This window comes from Winogradskyella sp. KYW1333, assembly GCF_003335675.1.
In the GTDB taxonomy this organism is placed as follows: Bacteria; Bacteroidota; Bacteroidia; order Flavobacteriales; family Flavobacteriaceae; genus Winogradskyella.
Map to the genome: position 1 here is coordinate 23,708 of NZ_QPHL01000008.1, position 18,356 is coordinate 42,063.

General features: G+C 31.7%; 17 protein-coding genes. 5 read left to right on the forward strand and 12 right to left on the reverse strand.

Annotated features, from left to right (window positions below; genetic code table 11):
* Nucleotides 1–95 precede the first annotated feature (95 nt).
* Genes DUZ96_RS00380 through DUZ96_RS00390 form a run of 3 tightly spaced genes read right to left on the reverse strand, consistent with a single transcriptional unit; the run spans nt 96 to nt 2,632 of the window.
* Nucleotides 96–1,118, reverse strand: a complete 1,023-nt coding sequence (locus DUZ96_RS00380) for a TrkA family potassium uptake protein (protein ID WP_114299332.1) — start codon at nt 1,116–1,118, stop codon at nt 96–98.
* Between the two features lie 2 nt (nt 1,119–1,120).
* Nucleotides 1,121–1,348, reverse strand: coding sequence for a PspC domain-containing protein (locus DUZ96_RS00385; RefSeq protein ID WP_114299334.1), 228 nt, complete (start codon nt 1,346–1,348; stop codon nt 1,121–1,123).
* 12 nt (nt 1,349–1,360) lie between these two features.
* On the reverse strand, nt 1,361–2,632 hold the full coding sequence (locus DUZ96_RS00390; protein ID WP_114299336.1) for a DUF2851 family protein: 1,272 nt from the start codon (nt 2,630–2,632) through the stop codon (nt 1,361–1,363).
* 133 nt (nt 2,633–2,765) lie between these two features.
* On the opposite strand from DUZ96_RS00390, the gene DUZ96_RS00395 reads away from it, so the two are divergent.
* A complete protein-coding gene (locus tag DUZ96_RS00395; protein ID WP_114299338.1) occupies nt 2,766–3,179 on the forward strand; it encodes a hypothetical protein in 414 nt (137 codons plus the stop codon).
* A gap of 9 nt (nt 3,180–3,188) precedes the next feature.
* On the opposite strand, the gene DUZ96_RS00400 is transcribed toward DUZ96_RS00395, so the two are convergent.
* Entirely contained in the window at nt 3,189–4,169 is a 981-nt protein-coding gene (locus tag DUZ96_RS00400; protein ID WP_114299340.1) for a PLP-dependent cysteine synthase family protein, read from the reverse strand.
* Nucleotides 4,170–4,247: 78 nt separating this feature from the next.
* On the reverse strand, nt 4,248–5,480 hold the full coding sequence (locus DUZ96_RS00405) for an ABC transporter permease (RefSeq protein WP_114299342.1): 1,233 nt from the start codon (nt 5,478–5,480) through the stop codon (nt 4,248–4,250).
* 8 nt (nt 5,481–5,488) lie between these two features.
* Here DUZ96_RS00405 and DUZ96_RS00410 point away from each other — a divergent pair, with 8 nt between their 5' ends.
* Nucleotides 5,489–6,781: an exo-beta-N-acetylmuramidase NamZ domain-containing protein gene (locus DUZ96_RS00410; RefSeq protein WP_114299344.1), complete on the forward strand. Its 1,293-nt coding sequence runs from the start codon at nt 5,489–5,491 to the stop codon at nt 6,779–6,781.
* Here DUZ96_RS00410 and DUZ96_RS00415 read toward each other — a convergent pair.
* The 5 genes from DUZ96_RS00415 to DUZ96_RS00435 all read right to left on the reverse strand — a co-directional run bounded on the left by DUZ96_RS00415 (nt 6,778) and on the right by DUZ96_RS00435 (nt 10,511).
* Nucleotides 6,778–7,212 (reverse strand): hypothetical protein, encoded by a 435-nt coding sequence (locus tag DUZ96_RS00415; RefSeq protein ID WP_147267037.1) that lies wholly within the window; start codon nt 7,210–7,212, stop codon nt 6,778–6,780. The genes DUZ96_RS00410 and DUZ96_RS00415 overlap by 4 nt on opposite strands.
* Nucleotides 7,213–7,358: 146 nt before the next feature.
* Nucleotides 7,359–8,195 carry a glycerophosphodiester phosphodiesterase family protein gene (locus tag DUZ96_RS00420; RefSeq protein WP_114299348.1) on the reverse strand — a complete coding sequence of 279 codons (837 nt, stop codon included), beginning with the start codon at nt 8,193–8,195 and terminating at the stop codon, nt 7,359–7,361.
* 28 nt (nt 8,196–8,223) lie between these two features.
* Nucleotides 8,224–9,066, reverse strand: a complete 843-nt coding sequence (locus DUZ96_RS00425) for a sterol desaturase family protein (protein ID WP_114299350.1) — start codon at nt 9,064–9,066, stop codon at nt 8,224–8,226.
* 4 nt (nt 9,067–9,070) lie between these two features.
* The gene (locus tag DUZ96_RS00430; RefSeq protein WP_114299352.1) at nt 9,071–9,970 is read right to left on the reverse strand and encodes a hypothetical protein; all 900 of its coding nucleotides are present in this window, start codon (nt 9,968–9,970) and stop codon (nt 9,071–9,073) included.
* Between the two features lie 46 nt (nt 9,971–10,016).
* Nucleotides 10,017–10,511, reverse strand: coding sequence for a YkgJ family cysteine cluster protein (locus tag DUZ96_RS00435; RefSeq protein ID WP_114299354.1), 495 nt, complete (start codon nt 10,509–10,511; stop codon nt 10,017–10,019).
* Nucleotides 10,512–10,568: 57 nt separating this feature from the next.
* Between DUZ96_RS00435 and DUZ96_RS00440 the strand changes: the two genes are divergently transcribed.
* Nucleotides 10,569–11,270, forward strand: a complete 702-nt coding sequence (locus tag DUZ96_RS00440) for a bifunctional 2-polyprenyl-6-hydroxyphenol methylase/3-demethylubiquinol 3-O-methyltransferase UbiG (protein ID WP_114299356.1) — start codon at nt 10,569–10,571, stop codon at nt 11,268–11,270.
* Between the two features lie 101 nt (nt 11,271–11,371).
* On the opposite strand, the gene DUZ96_RS00445 is transcribed toward DUZ96_RS00440, so the two are convergent.
* Together DUZ96_RS00445 and DUZ96_RS00450 are read right to left on the reverse strand one after the other, a co-directional pair.
* The gene (locus DUZ96_RS00445; RefSeq protein WP_114299358.1) at nt 11,372–13,099 is read right to left on the reverse strand and encodes a TonB-dependent receptor; all 1,728 of its coding nucleotides are present in this window, start codon (nt 13,097–13,099) and stop codon (nt 11,372–11,374) included.
* Between the two features lie 39 nt (nt 13,100–13,138).
* Nucleotides 13,139–16,162, reverse strand: a complete 3,024-nt coding sequence (locus tag DUZ96_RS00450; protein ID WP_114299360.1) for a tetratricopeptide repeat protein — start codon at nt 16,160–16,162, stop codon at nt 13,139–13,141.
* 210 nt (nt 16,163–16,372) lie between these two features.
* Between DUZ96_RS00450 and DUZ96_RS00455 the strand changes: the two genes are divergently transcribed.
* Both DUZ96_RS00455 and DUZ96_RS00460 read left to right on the forward strand, forming a co-directional pair.
* Nucleotides 16,373–17,056 (forward strand): cell division ATP-binding protein FtsE, encoded by a 684-nt coding sequence (locus DUZ96_RS00455; RefSeq protein ID WP_114299362.1) that lies wholly within the window; start codon nt 16,373–16,375, stop codon nt 17,054–17,056.
* A gap of 9 nt (nt 17,057–17,065) precedes the next feature.
* Nucleotides 17,066–18,355 carry a hypothetical protein gene (locus DUZ96_RS00460; RefSeq protein ID WP_114299364.1) on the forward strand — a complete coding sequence of 430 codons (1,290 nt, stop codon included), beginning with the start codon at nt 17,066–17,068 and terminating at the stop codon, nt 18,353–18,355.
* The last annotated feature ends 1 nt before the right edge of the window (nt 18,356 follow it).

An 18,356-nucleotide genomic window follows, 5' to 3' on the forward strand; every position in this document is an offset into this window, starting at 1 on the left:
ATAGAGATATTAGTTAGTTGTTGTAATTTAAGGTTGACAAGATGCTAAAAAAAAACGAATTTTTAAAGCCAGGCACGTTAAAATGAGTTTAAAATCTAAGCTATATTGTATTGAGAATTTAGACTTTGTATTTGTTCAGGTCTTCCTAGTACAACAATTTTAGACCCAGGGACTAGTTTAGTGTCTGCTCCTGGATTAACCATATATTCGCCATCCGGGTCTTTAAAGCCTATTACATTGCAACCTGTCAATTTACGCAAATCTAGCTGTCTAATAGTTTTAATATTCTTAGTATTATAAAGTTGTTCCACCTTTACTTCTTCAACATTGATATTTCTTTCTCCTACTATACCTAAATTATCAATAAATTCAATTAAATCTGGTATAACAACAAGTGACGCCATATGGTCTCCACCAATTTTATCTGGTAGTATAACGTTGTTTGCACCTGCCAATTTTAATTTATTATATGAAGTTTCTTGAGAGGCTCTACTAATAATTGTCATCTTACTATTTATCTGTCTGGCAGATAATACAACAAAAAGATTATCAGCATCACTAGGCAAAGCAGATATTAATGTACTTGCTCGTTCTATTCCAGCTTCAATCAGCGTTTCATCTTCATTAGCATTTCCTAAAACAAATGGTACATTTTCCTCTTGTAGGCGCTCAATAATCTCCTTTTCCTTTTCTATTATTACAAAAGGCTTATTGTAAGTTCTCAACTTACGGGCAGCTTGTTTTCCATTGCGACCAAATCCACAGATAATAATGTGGTTTTTCATTGCTTCAATTTCCTTTTGCATCTTTCTTTGTTTTATGTCCTCTAAATTGTTTCTACTAAGAATATATTCTGTAATAATTGATATTGCATATCCTACAATTACAACACTTGAAAGTATTAAAAATACAGTAAAGATTTTGGCTGTATTATCCAATGGATTAACCTCCTCAAAACCAACTGTTGTAATGGTTATAACAGTCATGTAAATTGCATCAATCCAAGTGTAATCTGCAATTATTCTAAATCCTAAAATACCAATAAAAAGCACAAGTATTAATAATAAAAGTGCTGTATATATTTTAGATCTAAAAAGTTTAAGTAAAGGATTGTGCATAATTATAAATCAAATACCGACGACCGTTTTGTATAAATAATATCCTTAATTCTCATCCAAAAAGCTAAAAACAAATATAATGCAAAACCAAAACCTACAGTAACAAATGTAAGGTACATAAAAGACGTTCTTACAATCTTAGCTCTTATACCTAATCGGTCGGCAATACGTTGACAAACATAGTAGCCATGTTTTTGAAAATAAAGCAGTAATGCATAAAATATATTCATATTGCAATTTACTTAATTTTTAGTGATTAGGTTGTTTCCTATGGCACATTGCAAGCATTTATTTTTATCACAATATTCCTGCTTTAATTGCAACAAAGATTGGGAATTACAAGCATTATTGTCAAACGCTCTTAATTTAAAAAAATTATCAACCACGCTATTCTTTTCTACATCAAGTGATTTTATTATTGACAACAGTTCTTCTTCAAGAAATTTTCCTTGTGAATTAGCATAGGCAAATTTTATAGGAATTATGGTATTGATTATTAATAGATCAATGAATGATTTAGTTAACAATTTGTTACTACTTTTAGATTCTTTTGAAAAGGTATAATGACTCTTCCAATAATCGGTTACACCCACTTTGAATAAGCCATAAAAGTCATCTTTTTTCTGTAAACTTATAATTTTTGAAAAGAGGTTGTCTTCTATATAATATAGATTTACCAATTGTGATAATCTTATTGTCGGAAAATTTGGAGGTCTTAGTCTAAAAAACTGTAAAGGAATTACTCCTTGATTGGTTAGTTGATATTTATGCTTTAAAAAAGTATATCGTTCCTTTAGATTAACAACATAGCATTCTTCTGAATCAACTTCTAATAATCCTGCTTGACCAAATAACACAGCCTCAAAATCTTGGGAATTATACCTCACTTTTCTTATTATCGAATAATCAATTGATTTGCCTAAACTTAACAATGCCTCCGAATTGACATTAAGTCCAAAGTTTTTCAACAATAACTTGAATAGTACAGATTCCCAGTTGTTTTGAGATTGCCTAAGTAGCTCAATTATGCTGTTAGATTTTCGTTGAAGTCTTTCAAAATAAAGTCTTTCTAACCAATTATTGAGTGTGAAATCATCAACATCTCCGAAATCTTTTTCGCAGTTTATCCACGATTTTGATTTGATCAAACTCTTATAATTATATAATAAACTTACATCTACATGCGGTTTTAGCTCCAGTGTAGGGATTACGGAATTGTCTTTTCTGAAGATATCACTATCATGCTCCCAAACTACATGGAGAATAACATTGTCATACGCTTGATCACGTTCGTGATTATGTACATACCAATCGGAAGATTTTAAATGAATTTCAACATTGCCAGCCCAGAATTGTTTAGCAATTATAAGTTGAGAATTAAAAAAATCAGGACCAGAATTAAAATTGTACTGTCCAAGATGCTTAATGACAACAGGTTGCCCATCAGTAGTATTTAAATTTGCAGAATCAAAGGCCTTGTATTTCCAAATGTAATGAAGAAAGTCTTCTTGCATAAATCGAAAATAGATATTTGAATTGAAAGAAAAAAAGATGATAAATTAAATTTATACAGTTTAGGCTAAATCAATAAAATACCTGACTTGATAATTCGATAGTTTTTCCATAATTTTAACTAAAAATCGAACTATGAAGCATCTGCTAATAACAATTATGGCGCTCATTTCATTCATAAGTTGTAATAATGATGACGACACGGAATACTCCGCCATTGCAGATTTTATTGGAGAATGGCAAATTGAAGGACGCACATTCGCTAATGGTTTACCAGTGGAAATTGGTGATGAGTTTCTCGTATTCTCTGAAGATAACAATTTTGAAGACTTAGTCGGTCGTTATAGATTATCTGGTGAAACAGAATCCACAGGTCATTTTTTTATTAGCACACCCAGTTATGACCTAAATTTTGAAAATTCTATTGGTGCAATATTAACCGCAAATTTTAATATTTATAATGGAATTCTCACACTTGAATACATAAATAACGATGGACAAATCGTGCGAGAAGTTTGGCGCAAAAATTATTACTATGAGACCGAATAGAATTTAGATTTATTCGATATAACCCATTTCGCTCATCCAGTCGTCATTAAACATCTTACCAACATAACGACTACCATGATCGTGAAATAAAACCACTACTACATCTTCTGGATTAAAATGCTCTTTAAGTTGCAATACACCTTTGATGGCTGCTCCTGCTGAATTACCTAAAAACATCCCTTCCTCCTTTGCTAATCTCTGTGTATAGACTGCCGCATCCTTATCCGTAACCTTTGTAAACCCATCTATGATTTCAAAATTTACATTCGCCGGCAGTATATCTTCGCCAATACCTTCTGTAACATAAGGGTAAATTTCGTTCTCATCAAAAATACCCGTTTCATGATATTTTTTAAATACCGACCCATAAGTATCAACACCCCAAACTTTTATGTTTGGATTCTTCATTTTTAAATAACTGCCAACACCAGAAATTGTTCCTCCTGTACCGACACCTACAACGAAATGAGTAACCTTACCATCAGTCTGTTCCCAAATTTCTGGACCAGTAGATTTAAAATGAGCTTTGCAATTACTTGGGTTATCATATTGATTTACATACCACGAGTTAGGCGTTTCTTCACCCAAACGTTTAGATACAGAATAATAACTCCTTGGATCATCAGGTTCCACATCAGTAGGGCAAACAATAACCTCTGCACCTACCGCTTTAAGAACATCCATTTTTTCTTTAGACTGTTTGTCACTAATTACGAAAATACATTTGTAGCCTTTAACGATTGCAGCCAAGGCTAATCCCATTCCTGTATTACCCGAAGTACCTTCAATAATAGTTCCGCCAGGTTTTAATCTTCCATCAGCTTCGGCATCTTCAATCATCTGTAATGCCATTCTGTCTTTTACAGAATTGCCAGGATTAAATGTTTCATATTTTGCTAAAACCAGACAGGGCAACTCCTCTACCAATTTGTTCATCTTAACAAGTGGTGTGTTACCAATGGTTCCTAATATATTTTCAACGTAATCCATAATTTTCTTTTGCGGTGCAAATTTAAGGTAAATATGAGAAGTTAATAGTTAAAACTTGGTTATGTTTTTAATTTACAATTAATCAAACCTGATAGCTTTAATGGGCGATATTTTAGCAATTATTATTGACGGTATCATTAACATTAACAAACACGCAATAAACGTTCCCAGATTGAGATACAATACATAATTAAAGCTTAAGTAAACAGGTGCTTCAGTAACATAGTAGGTATCTGGATCTAGAGGGAAAAGTTGAAAATACTTTTGGACCATTAAAAGCCCTAAACCAATCAAATTACCCCATATCAATCCAAGACTAATCAAATAAGATGCATTGTAAAGGAACACTTTTCTAATACTCCAATTAGAAGAACCTAAAGCTTTCAAAATACCAATCATCGTAGTACGCTCAAGAATTAATACCAGCAAGGCCGTAATCATGTTAATGCCAGCTACAATTATCATTATCACAATAATCCCATATGTATTATTATCAAAAATTTTAATCCACTCAAAAACCGTGTAATATTTTTGGTCTACAGCAGTTGCATTTAACAAGGAAGGAATTTCTTGATAAACCGCTTTTGTTTTATCTTCTAACAAGCCGTAATCTTCTATGAATACTTCAAAATTACCAACTTGATTGGCATCCCATTTATTAAGCCTCTGTATGTGCCGTATATCAGCAATACAAAACTTCTCATCTAATTCTTGGAAACCTGAATTATAAATACCGACAATTTCGTAATTGATTGTACGCGGCAGTTTATTGAGGTTTTCACCAAAAAGAGTTTGAAATTTGTCTCCAACTTTGAAGCCTAATCTATTTGCTAAGTATTGTGAGATTAATATTTCCTCGTTTCGCATACCAGTAAAATCCGGAAGCCTACCTTCAATCAAAAACTCCTTGAAATATTGCCAATCATAATCAGCGCCTACCCCTTTAACAACAACACCCTCAAAATCAGTTTCCGTTCTTATAACTGCAAATTTTGTTGCTACACCTTGCACATGACTTATTCCTTCAATGGATTTAAACTCTGGATAAAAGTCTTGATTCAATGAAATTGGTATCTGAGATTCGTCAGAAGCATTAGTGTCGTAATTGGTAATTTCTATGTGACCATTAAATGCAACGACCTTATCTCTAATTTTCTGTTGTAGACCTAAACCAGTCGCAATGGCTATTAACATCACAATTATGCCTATAGCAATGGCCGCAATACCAATTTTAATTATTGGTGCTGAAACACTACTTTTATACGTTTTATTGCCAATTATACGTTTGGCTATAAACAACTCGAAATTCAAACCTACATATGCATTTTAAAGTAATCAAAAATACAGTTTTATTATTTGTTATTGTAGCCATTTCTTGCAGTAATAAAATGAAGAATAATTCTGGTTTGACAGAAACGAATTCTTATTCTAAGCAAAGAGACTCTACTATAATTGTCGGTGCAAATAGAACCGATTTATATTTACCTATTATTGAAGGAAAGCGAATTGGGATTGTTGCCAATCAAACCAGTGTCATTTTTCATAAAGACGAGGATTCAGTTTTTTGGGTAGATCCCGAAACTAATGAAACTGGTTTTGAAAAAACCATTCTTAGCTATACACATTTAGTTGATTCTCTCTTAAGTCTAGAAATTGATGTTAAAAAAGTATTTACACCTGAACATGGTTTTAGAGGCACTTCAGATGCAGGTGAATTGGTAAAAGACGGATTAGATACAAAAACAGGATTGCCTATTTTTTCTCTTCATGGAAAACATAAAAAACCAACCTATTCACAGTTAATAGATTTAGATCTTTTGATTTTTGACATACAAGATGTTGGCGTTAGGTTTTACACTTACATTTCAACATTGCATTATATCATGGAGGCCTGTGCCGAAAATGGAATTCCAGTTTTAATCTTAGATCGTCCCAATCCAAATGGCAATTATGTTGATGGACCAGTATTGGAAAAAGAACATAGTAGCTTTTTAGGCATGCACCCTATTCCCTTAATTCATGGAATGACTATTGGAGAATATGCCCAAATGATTAATGGTGAAGGCTGGTTAGCCAATGGTATTACATGCGATATTAAAGTAATTAATATAAAGAATTACTCCCATGATAGCGCATACAGTTTACCCATACGTCCTTCGCCTAATTTACCTAACGACCATGCAATAAAACTATATCCTAGTTTGGGTTTATTTGAGGGTACAACAATTAATGCTGGTAGAGGAACAGAATTTCAATTTCAACGTTACGGTGCACCAAATTTAGATAGCAATCATTATCAATTTAGTTACACACCAATTTCAAATTTTGGTGCAAAATATCCAAAACACAAAGGTAAGATTTGCTATGGTAAGGACTTGGTTCATGTCAAAGCTGATAGACTTTTCTCCTTAGAATACATCATGGACGCTTACAATAATTCCATGGACAAAACTAAGTTTTTCGTAACCGATAACTTTACTAAACATGCAGGGACAGAAAAACTACAAAAACAAATAGAGTCTGGTATTAGTGAAGCTAAAATTAAATCTACTTGGAAACAGGGTCTTAAAAAATATAAAAAGAAAAGATCGAGGTATCTGATCTATGATTAGTCATTATTGACGGATATTGTTTTGACTACCTCAGTTGCCACAATACGTTTCTCAGTAATTAAATTTACTGGTTCTGTTTTGGGAAATTCTTTCAAAATTTTTACAACAAATACAAATCGTTTAGGTGATTGTACTGTAACCATTACATGCTTACCAACACTAAATTTGTTCAATGGAAGTCTGTAGATGGTATCATTGATGTAAAAATCTAATTCTCTTGAATAATCTTTATTAATGGAATATAGAGAGTTAATTTTTTTATTACTTCTAAGTAATAAAGTATCCTTAGTTGCATTTAACTCGTGAATTAAATTTTTTGCCTGGATATTTCTATTTTTCTCTAGCTTAACGTAATTTTCTTGAGCCTGAAGTGTAAAGCTCAATAAAAAAACGAGTGCTACTACGATGCAAATTCGTATTAAATTTTTCAAGGTAACCTATTAAGTTAAACATTATAGTTCACTCAACAGTAATTAATCAATCCGCTCCAAACATAGTTTTATTCAGATTAATTGAAAAAAAAAACCTGTCAAATACAAAAATTATAGAAGAACAACCAAATTTGTTAATAACCCTGTTAATAACTTTGAGCGTTAATGATTTTCATCAGTCGATCTGGATAATCTGTTATAATGCCATCCACTTTTAACTCAATCATGTATTTCAAATCTTCTTCTTGGTTAATTGTCCAAGGAATAATATCAAAACCTACTGATTTAAACTTTGATACATTTTTTGGATTTAACAGTTTGTAGTATGGGCTAAGAATTTCTGGTTTATAAGACAACTTTGATAATTTATCTTTGATAATTTCATCTTCATCCACAAGCAAAGCAACCACCATATTCGGGTACTGAACCTTAATTTCTTCCAGTATATTTAAATCAAAGGATTGCAAATTGACTCTGGTCATTAATCCTGATTTCTTTAATAGCTCCAAAACAATTGAAACGTATTCTTTTGGATATGGTGTATACTCACCATAATATGCGACTTTAGATTTAATTTCGATATTAAATTTGACCTCAGAATTATAAGATTTTACTAGTTTAAAGACATCACTCAATAGTGGTTTATTGATTTTAATTTTAGCCTGGTCCGGAAAACCAGGATGAAACTTTGTACCACAATCATATTCCTTAATCTGTGTATAATCCATATTATAGAGGTTGTAGCCCAAGGCTTTATCATTTAGGATTTCGTCATCTTTAGGATCTGAACAAATAAGAGGATTCATAAATGGCTCATGTGAGACAACAACCTTTTTATCTTTAGACACGACTATATCTAATTCTAAGGTATTAACGCCCAATTCAATAGCCTCTTTAAAAGCTGGTATTGAATTTTCTGGATACAAACCGCGCCAACCTCTATGGCCTTGAATATCAATTTCAGGATGTTTTGTACAATTCATAAAAACGCAAAAGGTAATGAGAAAACAACTATTCCTCAACATCTGTATAAAGCGTCGGTTTCTCGTACTTCTGAAATGGTTGTTTTAGAAGATCTTTGATATTACTATTCTTAGCTTCGTCCGGAAAAACATCTACACCATAAACCAGTTTTTCTCTATCTAAATACAAGTAAGTACCAAATAACCGATCCCAAATACTAAAAATGTTGCCATAATTAGAATCTGTATATGGTAAGCGATAATGATGATGTGTTTTGTGCATATCTGGAGACACAATCACATAGCTTAATACCTTATCAAAACCCTTTGACATTTTAATATTGGCATGTGTAAACTGAGTAAAGACCAAAGACATTGATTGGTATAAAAACACCAATGCTATTGGTGTTCCTACGACAAATACACCAAACAACGTGAACGTAAATCTAATAACGCTTTCAATAGGATGATGTCTATTTGCAGTGGTTGTATCAACCTTATGATCTGTATGATGCACCAAGTGAACCATCCATAATGGTTTTACCTTATGCTCCACATAATGTGCTAAGTATGCACCGAAAAAATCTAAGAGTAACACGCCCAATAATGCATATAACCATAATGGTATTTCAGGAATCCAATTTAAGATTCCAAAGTTGTTTACAACTACCCAATCTGCAGTACCTAGTAGTAACCAAGCCAAACTGAAATTTATAATCACAGTAGTCAAAGTGAAAAACAAATTTGGTATTGCGTGTTGCCATTTCCTATAACGAAATTTAAATAAGGGGACACCACTTTCTAAGATCCAGAAGAAGGCTAATCCACCAACCAAAATTATACTTCTGTGTGAAGATGGTATAGTTTCAAAATAATTTATTATTGTTTCCAATAACTTAGAGATTTAGATTTATGATATTTTCTGCTTTTTTCAAATTTAATGAAGAAACTTTACTTTTCCATACCTCAGCATCTTCATCATCCTTTAGGCATTTATTTGCTGTATAATAAAGGAAAGCCAATAAGGCCTCATTATTTTCTGTGACCTCACTTTTCTCGAGCTTCTTTAGCATCCGCAATACTTTTTTAGGATGTTCTAAATATAAATATTGCTGAATGTTTAATAATTCGCAACGATACAACAAAGAAGCCTTACTATCCGATTTAGCATTTTGAGCAAACTGTATTGCTTCTTTTAAATAAATATTAAATAAATCAACAATATTAGATCGTATATCTTCTCTTGTATACAGCGTTAATTCAAGGTATTTTGATGCTAAAAAGTAAGCAGAATAAAATGATTGTTGCTTGTAATAATTAGTCAGTTCATTTGATATAAACTGGGTGTTTAACGCGTAGCCATCTATTAATTTTGTAATATCCTGAAGCTCTTCTGTGTATTTATTAACATTAAGAATATTACCATTTATATCCATGATTTTAATTGAGTCATCGTTAAATTTATCTATATAGCTTTGTTTTCTTTTGCCTTTTATTTTTAAATATAAATCAGTATATTCATCCTCATTCACTATTACAGGAACAAAATTCTCCCAAATTAAAGGGCTCAATTTTTCATCTGAAAATAGATTTGGTATAACTAAATATCTACCTCTATTATCCTGAACAACCACAGGATAATCATAATAAGTAGACTCTTCCCATACCATTAAGACCATCTTATTTTGAACCAATGCCAATTTCCGTGCAATTTCTAAAGACCTCATCCACTGCTGGGCAGTTATTTGGCCAACAGAGCTCAAAAAAAATAAGACTAAAAGGATATATTTTTTCATAGTTTTTAATGTTCAGAGAATCAAAAATTATTCCAATACCATAGATTTAAATTTTTATACGCTTCTTCATTTCTTCAACAATATTATACGCTGCAGGGCAAATGGCAACATTATTTAACGTAAGATTAGAAATCTGATGAAACTTCTTTCTATCTGTGTGCGGAAATTCACGACAAGCCTTTGGTCTAACTTCGTAAATGGAACAGTAGTTATCTGTTCCTAAGAATATGCAAGGAACAGATTGCAAAACATAATCATTTTCTTCATCAATCTTCAAATAAGTTTCAATAAACTTTTGCTCCTTTAATTTAAAATGTTTTGAAATGCGCTGAATATCCTTGTCCGTAAATAACGGCCCTGTGGTTTTGCAACAATTTGCACATTCTAGACAATCGGTATGCTCAAACTCATCAACATGCAATTCTTGCATTAAATAGTCGAGTTGCTTTGGTGGTTTCTTCTTTAATTTCTTAAAAAAAGATTTGTTTTCGTTATGCTTATCTTTGGCCAGTCTTGGAAGCTTTTCGATTTGGTCTTGCATAGCACAAATTTAATTAAAGTTATTCAGAAAAAATGAACCATACTGTTTTCCTAAAAAATGAATAAAGATCTATTTGGAATAGCATTACTAGATTATCACAATGGTAAGTATACTGAAGATATTATTACTTGGACAAGTATCTCAGATGAGGATATACTACCACTACCTTATTTATTTAGAGACTTTAATGAAATGCCTAAACTAGAACAAGAGGCACTTAAACTTGCTAGCGGGAAAATATTGGATGTAGGTTGTGGTACTGGCAGTCACTCTTTATGGCTTCAACAAAAAGGACTTAATGTAAAAGGAATAGATATTTCTGAAGGTGCAGTTGAAGTGGCAATAAATAGAGGTGTGAAAAATGTTGAATTAAAATCCTTATTAAAAGAGAGTGAAACCTTTGACACTATCTTACTACTAATGAATGGCACTGGGATTTTTAAAGAACTTTCTCAAGTCTTCAACCATTTAAATCATTTAAAATCATTGCTTAATACAGGCGGTAAAATCCTAGTTGATTCATCAGATATATCTTACATGTACCATGATGATAATGGAGGTAAATGGATTGAACTAAACAAAAATTATTACGGTGAACTCGACTATTTTATTCGCTATAAGGATGAAGAAGAATTACCAATGAAATGGCTTTACTTAGATTATGATACTTTAAATAATGCCAGTAATATGGTTGGTTTAAAATGTACTAAAATAATGGATGGCGATCATTTTGATTATTTGGCGCAATTAGAGTTGTAATATTTAACAATTGCTTGCAAATCTTCTTTTTTAAATTCTTTATTGTCAAGTTTTGCTCTTAATGATGGCCAGTCCAAAAAGTATTACTTTATAATTAATCTTTAGAAGTCAAATTGATAAGTAGCACCAGCCAATGCCTGAATACCTTGAACCGGGAAGTTTAAATACCTATGATAATCTTGATTTGCAATGTTATTCACCTTGGCAAAAACAGATAATTGATCATTGATTTTGTAACCCAATTGAGCATTTGCATCAAAATAGCCGTCCACAGTAATTGGTGTCGTAACCGGCTGTACCAATGTACCTACCAATAATAATTGGTCTTTTCGTTCTCCGACATAAAAGGCACTTGCACCAGCATACCACTTTTCAGAAATTTGAACATCCATAAATATAGAACCGGTTATGTCTGGTAAGTTCCAGGCCTCTTCCTGATTGTCTAATGAATAATAAAAGTATTCTCCCTTAATACCCAATGTGAAATTTCTATTAACATCAATATTTAATTCACCAGCAACAGAAAAAGTTGTTACATCATCATAAACTACTCCAAATGAATTGCCATATTGGTAAGCTCTTGTGGCAAACGTCTGAGCATCATTTGCTTTAAACAAAGCTTTGTTCTCTTCAGCTAAATAATTCCCCTTTATATTGTAACTAACATTATTAGACAACTTACCTTTTAAACCAATGAAGGCATTGTAACGTTGATCGGTTGGTGTCACCAATAATGTTGGTGAAACAAATGGATTTTCATTGGCAAAATCGCAATATGAATTTTGAATTAACCCTCCTTTAATTCCACCATAGGAAATTAAAATCTCGTCAACCAATCTATAGGATGCTTCAATATTTGGGTAGATAAAAAACTTGTTATCGTCAAACTCATTATCATTTAAATAAACTAAACTCACACCTAAATCAACTGTAAGATCATCTTCTTTTATTTGATAAGAAGGCGACAAACCAAATGTTGTATTCCCATAACGCAACTCATCATCAGTAGTATAAGTGTTATCAAAACTTCCACCGATATAATCAATATAAAACTCTGCAGAAATTTGCTCATCTTGTATCGGCACATCAAAACTAGTCTTTGCAATAAATCTATTCTCCCCAGAATCTTGATTATCGGTAAAACGTCTAAATCTTATACTACCATTATTAATAATGGCATCCTCAAAATTTAATTTCCCACCGATATTAAACCCACTAAATGAATGGCCAGGATCTAAAGAATTAGCCTCTGTAGTGCCAAAATAATTTTGTGGTAAACCATACCAATTATAAGATTGCACATCAAATCCACCATCTATCTTCCAAGAGAAATCTCTTAATTTTTGCGAATAATGCGCATTTATTGAAGTTTTTGCAAAGTCATCATCTAATAATAGATTTTCAATACCCCCTTGAGAAGAATGATGACTAAAATAACCACCCACATTTTCACTACTATTTAATTCATGGTTTAAATAGACTTCACCTAAAACAGTTGTATAAGTACCAACTCCTAAAGATGCATAATTATCGTATAATTTTTCAGGTTTAGCTTTATCTACAATTGCTGCCTTTCCTTTTGCTGGCGTAAATGTAGAGGCCACAGGAATTGAGAATATATTATATTTTACATCCTTTTTCTTCACTGTGTTAAAATCACTAAGCTTAGGTGTATCTTTAATTTTAAAGGCATCTGATATTGTTGGTTGATATGGTCTAATAACATTAACAACTTGGTCATCAATAGTGTCCTTTTTACGCTCTTGTGCAAAGAGACCTGAAGAACCTAATGTAATAGAAAATATAAATATTATAAACTTGATTTTCATTTTTAAAACTTTGATTTTGATTCAACAGAAATTTCAATCTTAATTTCCGTCTGCGTCGATTGATGAATTTGTTTTTGCTTCTTCAGTTTTAATTCTATTTAGCTCTACTCTGGCCTCCTCTGTAACATCTTCAAATTCTGTGAAATTAGAGATTACACTTTCTAAAATATAAGTTGCCTGAAAAGCATCGTTCAATGCATAGTAATTTTTTGCCATAACGACCAACCCTTTTGCACTATAGTACTTATAGCTACTAAAATCTTTTGCCAATTTTTGAATTATTGTATTTGAAGCTTCAAAACTTCCATCCTTGTGTTTAAAATAGGCATTGTAATAGAGTGCTTCAGCAGCTACACTTCCGCTTGCAATTTTTTGTACTTGAGCATATGCTTCCCTCGCTTTTTCCTCATTACCGATTTTAATCGCTGATCTAGCAATTATGAGTTTCGCATCACTTTTTATTTTATTGTCCAATCGATGTTTCAATAATACCATATCAGCATAGTTTTCTGCCTTACCATACTCTTCTATTTGATAATAAGCATTCATTAAATTAGACTGTGCATAAAGTATATTTTGTGGATAGTCTGCCTCATTTTCCAGACGTTCCAAAACAAGAATAGCCTTACTCCAATTTGAATTTTTCAAGTATATCTCACATAATTTTACTGTCGCTTGCTCAGTGTATTCACTTTTTGAGAAATCAACAACATAAGTATAATGTGGTTCTGCATTTTCAAATGTATCTTTTTGATAATATAATTGAGCCAGATAGAAGTGCGACTTTAAAGCATGAATCCCGTTAGGAAACTGATTTAAGTATTTATTAAATTGTCTGATTGCATTATCAGTATTATTTTCTAGATATGGCTTTTCTGCTGCCAAATACATTGTATTATCTAACTCCACATCAGTTACCTCAACGTAATCTAAAGAGCGAACCCAATTTGCATATTCATCTACTCTGCCCAAATCAATATAAATTAAACGAGCAGTAGAAACCGCTTGCACTGCCTCACCAGAACCAGGAAAGTCGGTTGCTACCCTTTTAAATTTGTTAAGCGCTCGCTCATTATCATTAGCATTGTAATACACCAACCCTTGTCTTAATAGTGCTTTAGAAGTAAAAGCACTTCGTCTATATTCTGAGTTCAATTGATCATACATGCGCATGGCCGCTTCGGTATTACCAGACTTAATATAGGTATTAGCCAAATCGTACATGGCGTCATCTCTAAGTGCAGATTTTGAATAGCTATTTATGAAAGACTTTAACTCATTTATTTTGGTTTTACTTTTTCCTAAATACCCATGACTCATTGCTTTTTGAAAAGAGGCATAATCTGTTTCAATTTTATTGATTTGTATTGCCTTATCATAAGCATTAATAGCATTTTGGTATTTGCTTGAAACAAAGTATCCATCTGCCAATCTCAAATAGGCATCATTGCGTCTTAACCTATCATCTGAACTTGAATTAATGAATCTATTAAAATAATTAGAAGCCTTGTTATAATCTTTCAATTTGAAATATGTATAAGCCAGATTATAATTAAGGTTTTCGTTCTCAGGTAATGACGATGCTTCATCCATACCAGCAAATTGTTTGAAACCAATTAAAGCGTCATTAAAATTTGCTAGGTTATATTCTGATTCTGCTCTCCAAAACGTAGCCTTAGCAAAAAATTGAGGATCTCTTGGTTCCTTCAGTGAATTATTAAACATATCCAATGCTTCATTGTATCTAGTTTCATTATATAATTCAATGCCACGGAAAAAAGCCACTTTTTGATAAGCCAACTTATTCTCATAACTATTTTTGCCCTTAAGCAATTCTAGAGCCTCTTTGTAGTTTTTTGATGTGATGAAAGAATCAATTAATAACGTTTCAATTTCTTCTTTATAAAGCGTTTTAGGATACTTTTCTATATATCCAGACAATACCTGTGGAACAGACTGATACGGATTCCCAATTTCATAACTAATCTTGGCATAATTTAGCCAAGCATCTTCCTGAATTTTTAAGTCAAAGTCCATTTGTGATGCATTTCTAAATGCATTTAGCGCTTCTGGTTTTTTATCTAAGTTGATATAACTTTCACCTAAATGATAATAGGCATTTTGTGCAACCGAATTATTGCCATCTATTATTTTATTGAATTCAGAAATTGCACTTTCAAAGTCGTTCTGCTTATAATATGCATATCCTAATTGGTAATAGTCAGTATTATTCCAACGCCCTCTTTTTCCTTCGTAGGCTTTGAGGTAAGGAATAGCTTCAAGATATTTTTCAAGACTAAAATAACTCTCACCTATTATTTTAGATAGTTCAGACTTCTCATTAGAGTTGCTGTTTGGCAGTTGTTCTGTTGCGAGCTCTATAGCCTGTTCAAACTTACCTAGCTTAAAATTTAAATCTGCTTGATAGTAAGATAGCTTCTCCTTGTACTTTTCACTATCGTTAACCTGATCAAAATACTCATTTGCAGTATCGTAATCATTACCTTCATAGGCCATATAACCTATGTAATATTTGGCTTGTGAACCATATTCCTTGGAGTCAACAACTCTATTTAAATATTTTATAGCTTGTTTTCTGCTGCCAGTTGAATAAAGGCAATATCCATAATTGAAATAGTACCTGTTTCGTTCAGATCTTGCAATGCTTAGTTGATCAACCTTCTCGTACCATTTGCGAGCATAAGCGAATTTTGAGTTTTCAAAATAATAATCAGCCACGTCTAGAAACGCAGTGTTTTTCTTTGTACTAGTTGGATATTCTTCAACAAATTCTGTGATTAAATCATATGCATTTTGTTGATTTAACCTTACTGCACAATTAGCTATATAATAAGAACAGTCAGATTGTAAAACAACGTCATCAGTGTTATGTATTATGTCATCAAATAATGACTGCGCCACTTTATACTGCTTATTGTTGAAAAGTGTAAGTGCCTTCTGATAATCTTGTAAATCACTCGTATATATTGCTGATTTTTGAGCAAAACCATAGATTGAAAATGCAAAAAAAACAATAAATAATTGTCTAATTGATAATAGCATTGATTTCGTTTTTTGATTAATAATTTATGATGAATAAATATAATTTAATACAAAACCTATAACGGTAGAATTCTATTATAATTATAAACTAACTTATTAAATGTTAAACTGGCATATTAAAAAATTCAAATTACCGTTATTGTATTTTATCTTACTTGATAATTGATTTTATTAATAATACTTTTACACTAAACAAATTTCAAGCCATTTATGTCCGAAACGGTCTTACAACTTAAAGATGCCACAATTTACCAAGGTGAAAGCATGGTACTGTCTAATGTCAATTTTGAAATGCAAAAAGGTGATTTTGTGTATCTAATTGGTAAAACTGGAAGTGGCAAAAGTAGTTTTATGAAAACACTTTATGGCGATTTGGAACTTACTGAGGGTGTAGGTTCTGTTGTTGACTTTAATTTAAGGTCAATGAAGGAAAAAGATATTCCATTTTTAAGACGTAAGCTTGGTATAGTTTTTCAGGATTTTAAACTTTTACCTGATAGAACAATTAACGGAAATCTGGAATTTGTTTTAAAAGCCACGGGCTGGAAAGAAAAAGAAAAAATTAAGGAACGTATTGAAAGTGTTTTGGATAAAGTTGGTATGAAGACAAAAGGCTTCAAGTTTCCACACGAATTATCTGGTGGTGAACAACAAAGAATTGCCATTGCACGAGCCTTACTTAACGACCCAGAACTTATTTTAGCTGATGAACCAACTGGTAATTTAGATCCTCAGACCAGTATTGAAGTTATGGAAGTATTGCAAGACATAAACAAAAATGGCAATACTATATTAATGGCAACACATGATTATGCCCTCCTTTTAAAATATCCAAGCAAAACACTTAAATGTGATGAGAATAAGGTGTTTGAAGTTGTACAAAGGAAAAATTAAAATCAAAAGATGAATGTAATCTGTATAGGTTATTTTGATAAACATTCAAGATTTTTTCTTGATATTAGAGAGTGGATCAAAACAAATACAGATCACTCCGTTAAGTTTAAAACATTAAGTATTCACTTTGGCGGTTATCTCTATAATATTTTAAGATTTAAATATAGCACTTGGATTAATTTCAAGGCATGGTTTAAAATATTTACAAATAGAAGGAAGTACGAGAAACAACTGCAATCTAAAGCATATAAGGGAATAGATATTGAAAAACATATTGAATTCCACCTAAAACTAAATAAGCAGGCACCGGTTGATGCCTTATGTTTACAAGCTATGGCTTATATTGATATTTTTGAGGCTATGTTTAATAAAATTATACCAAATTATCTTTTAACTCTAGGTGATTCTCGCTTATGTATTGAAATAGCAGTTGAAGTAGCTAAACAAAAAAAAATAAAAGTTTTCTTTATAGAACAAGGACCATTTAAAACAACCTTTTTTGATGACCAAGGAGTAAATGCAAATTTGAGTATTAGAAAAAATACTGAATTAATGCGCACAATCACTGAACATAATAATCCGAATCAACAAAAAGCAATAAAGTACAACAGATCACCAATTTATCGTGGTCTTGATATTCTATTGATGACGTTATTTGAAAACACCGTGATTTATCCTCCAGATTTAAAATTTACAGACATAAATTCATATAGAAAGAAAAACTCAAGCAAAAAATCAAAAATCGATATTAAGAATATGAATTATATTCTTTTCCCTATGCAAATTCCTCTCGATGTTAATATGATTTATCACAGTCCTAATTATAATTCACATCTAGAAATTGTAAAGGACCTATTTGAGCATCTACCTGATAAATTCAAATTAATTCTTAGAGAACATCCGCTTTACATTGGTAAATATGATAATGAATTATATGAATATATAAATACTCATAATATTTGTATTGATAATACTTCAACTTTAAACAAAGCACTAGACAGTGCAAGTGTTGTGATAGTTAATAATTCTACGGTTGGTATTGAAGCAATTTCAAGATACAAACCTGTCATCGTTCTGGGAAATGCATTCTACGATAATAAGAAAGTGTGTTTTAAACTTAACAACAAGTGTGAACTTAGTGAATTAATAAAATTGGCCATTTTAAATGAACCTAATATAATTGAAATTGATAGATTTATTAATTTACTTTATAATACAGTTATGTTAAAGGGAGGGGTCACAGATAAAAATTTGATATCCTCAAAAACCATTGCCAATCATTTAATTTCAAATTTTTAGA

Coding starts and splice junctions, on each gene's coding strand:
- DUZ96_RS00390 (WP_114299336.1), bottom strand. CDS start 2,632: ATGCAAGAAGACTTTCTTCATTACATTTGGAAATACAAGGCCTTTGAT.
- DUZ96_RS00450 (WP_114299360.1), bottom strand. CDS start 16,162: ATGCTATTATCAATTAGACAATTATTTATTGTTTTTTTTGCATTTTCA.
- DUZ96_RS00430 (WP_114299352.1), bottom strand. CDS start 9,970: ATGAAAAAATATATCCTTTTAGTCTTATTTTTTTTGAGCTCTGTTGGC.
- DUZ96_RS00395 (WP_114299338.1), top strand. CDS start 2,766: ATGAAGCATCTGCTAATAACAATTATGGCGCTCATTTCATTCATAAGT.
- DUZ96_RS00410 (WP_114299344.1), top strand. CDS start 5,489: ATGCATTTTAAAGTAATCAAAAATACAGTTTTATTATTTGTTATTGTA.
- DUZ96_RS00420 (WP_114299348.1), bottom strand. CDS start 8,195: ATGAATTGTACAAAACATCCTGAAATTGATATTCAAGGCCATAGAGGT.
- DUZ96_RS00385 (WP_114299334.1), bottom strand. CDS start 1,348: ATGAATATATTTTATGCATTACTGCTTTATTTTCAAAAACATGGCTAC.
- DUZ96_RS00435 (WP_114299354.1), bottom strand. CDS start 10,511: ATGCAAGACCAAATCGAAAAGCTTCCAAGACTGGCCAAAGATAAGCAT.
- DUZ96_RS00440 (WP_114299356.1), top strand. CDS start 10,569: ATGAATAAAGATCTATTTGGAATAGCATTACTAGATTATCACAATGGT.
- DUZ96_RS00445 (WP_114299358.1), bottom strand. CDS start 13,099: ATGAAAATCAAGTTTATAATATTTATATTTTCTATTACATTAGGTTCT.
- DUZ96_RS00460 (WP_114299364.1), top strand. CDS start 17,066: ATGAATGTAATCTGTATAGGTTATTTTGATAAACATTCAAGATTTTTT.
- DUZ96_RS00400 (WP_114299340.1), bottom strand. CDS start 4,169: ATGGATTACGTTGAAAATATATTAGGAACCATTGGTAACACACCACTT.
- DUZ96_RS00380 (WP_114299332.1), bottom strand. CDS start 1,118: ATGCACAATCCTTTACTTAAACTTTTTAGATCTAAAATATATACAGCA.
- DUZ96_RS00455 (WP_114299362.1), top strand. CDS start 16,373: ATGTCCGAAACGGTCTTACAACTTAAAGATGCCACAATTTACCAAGGT.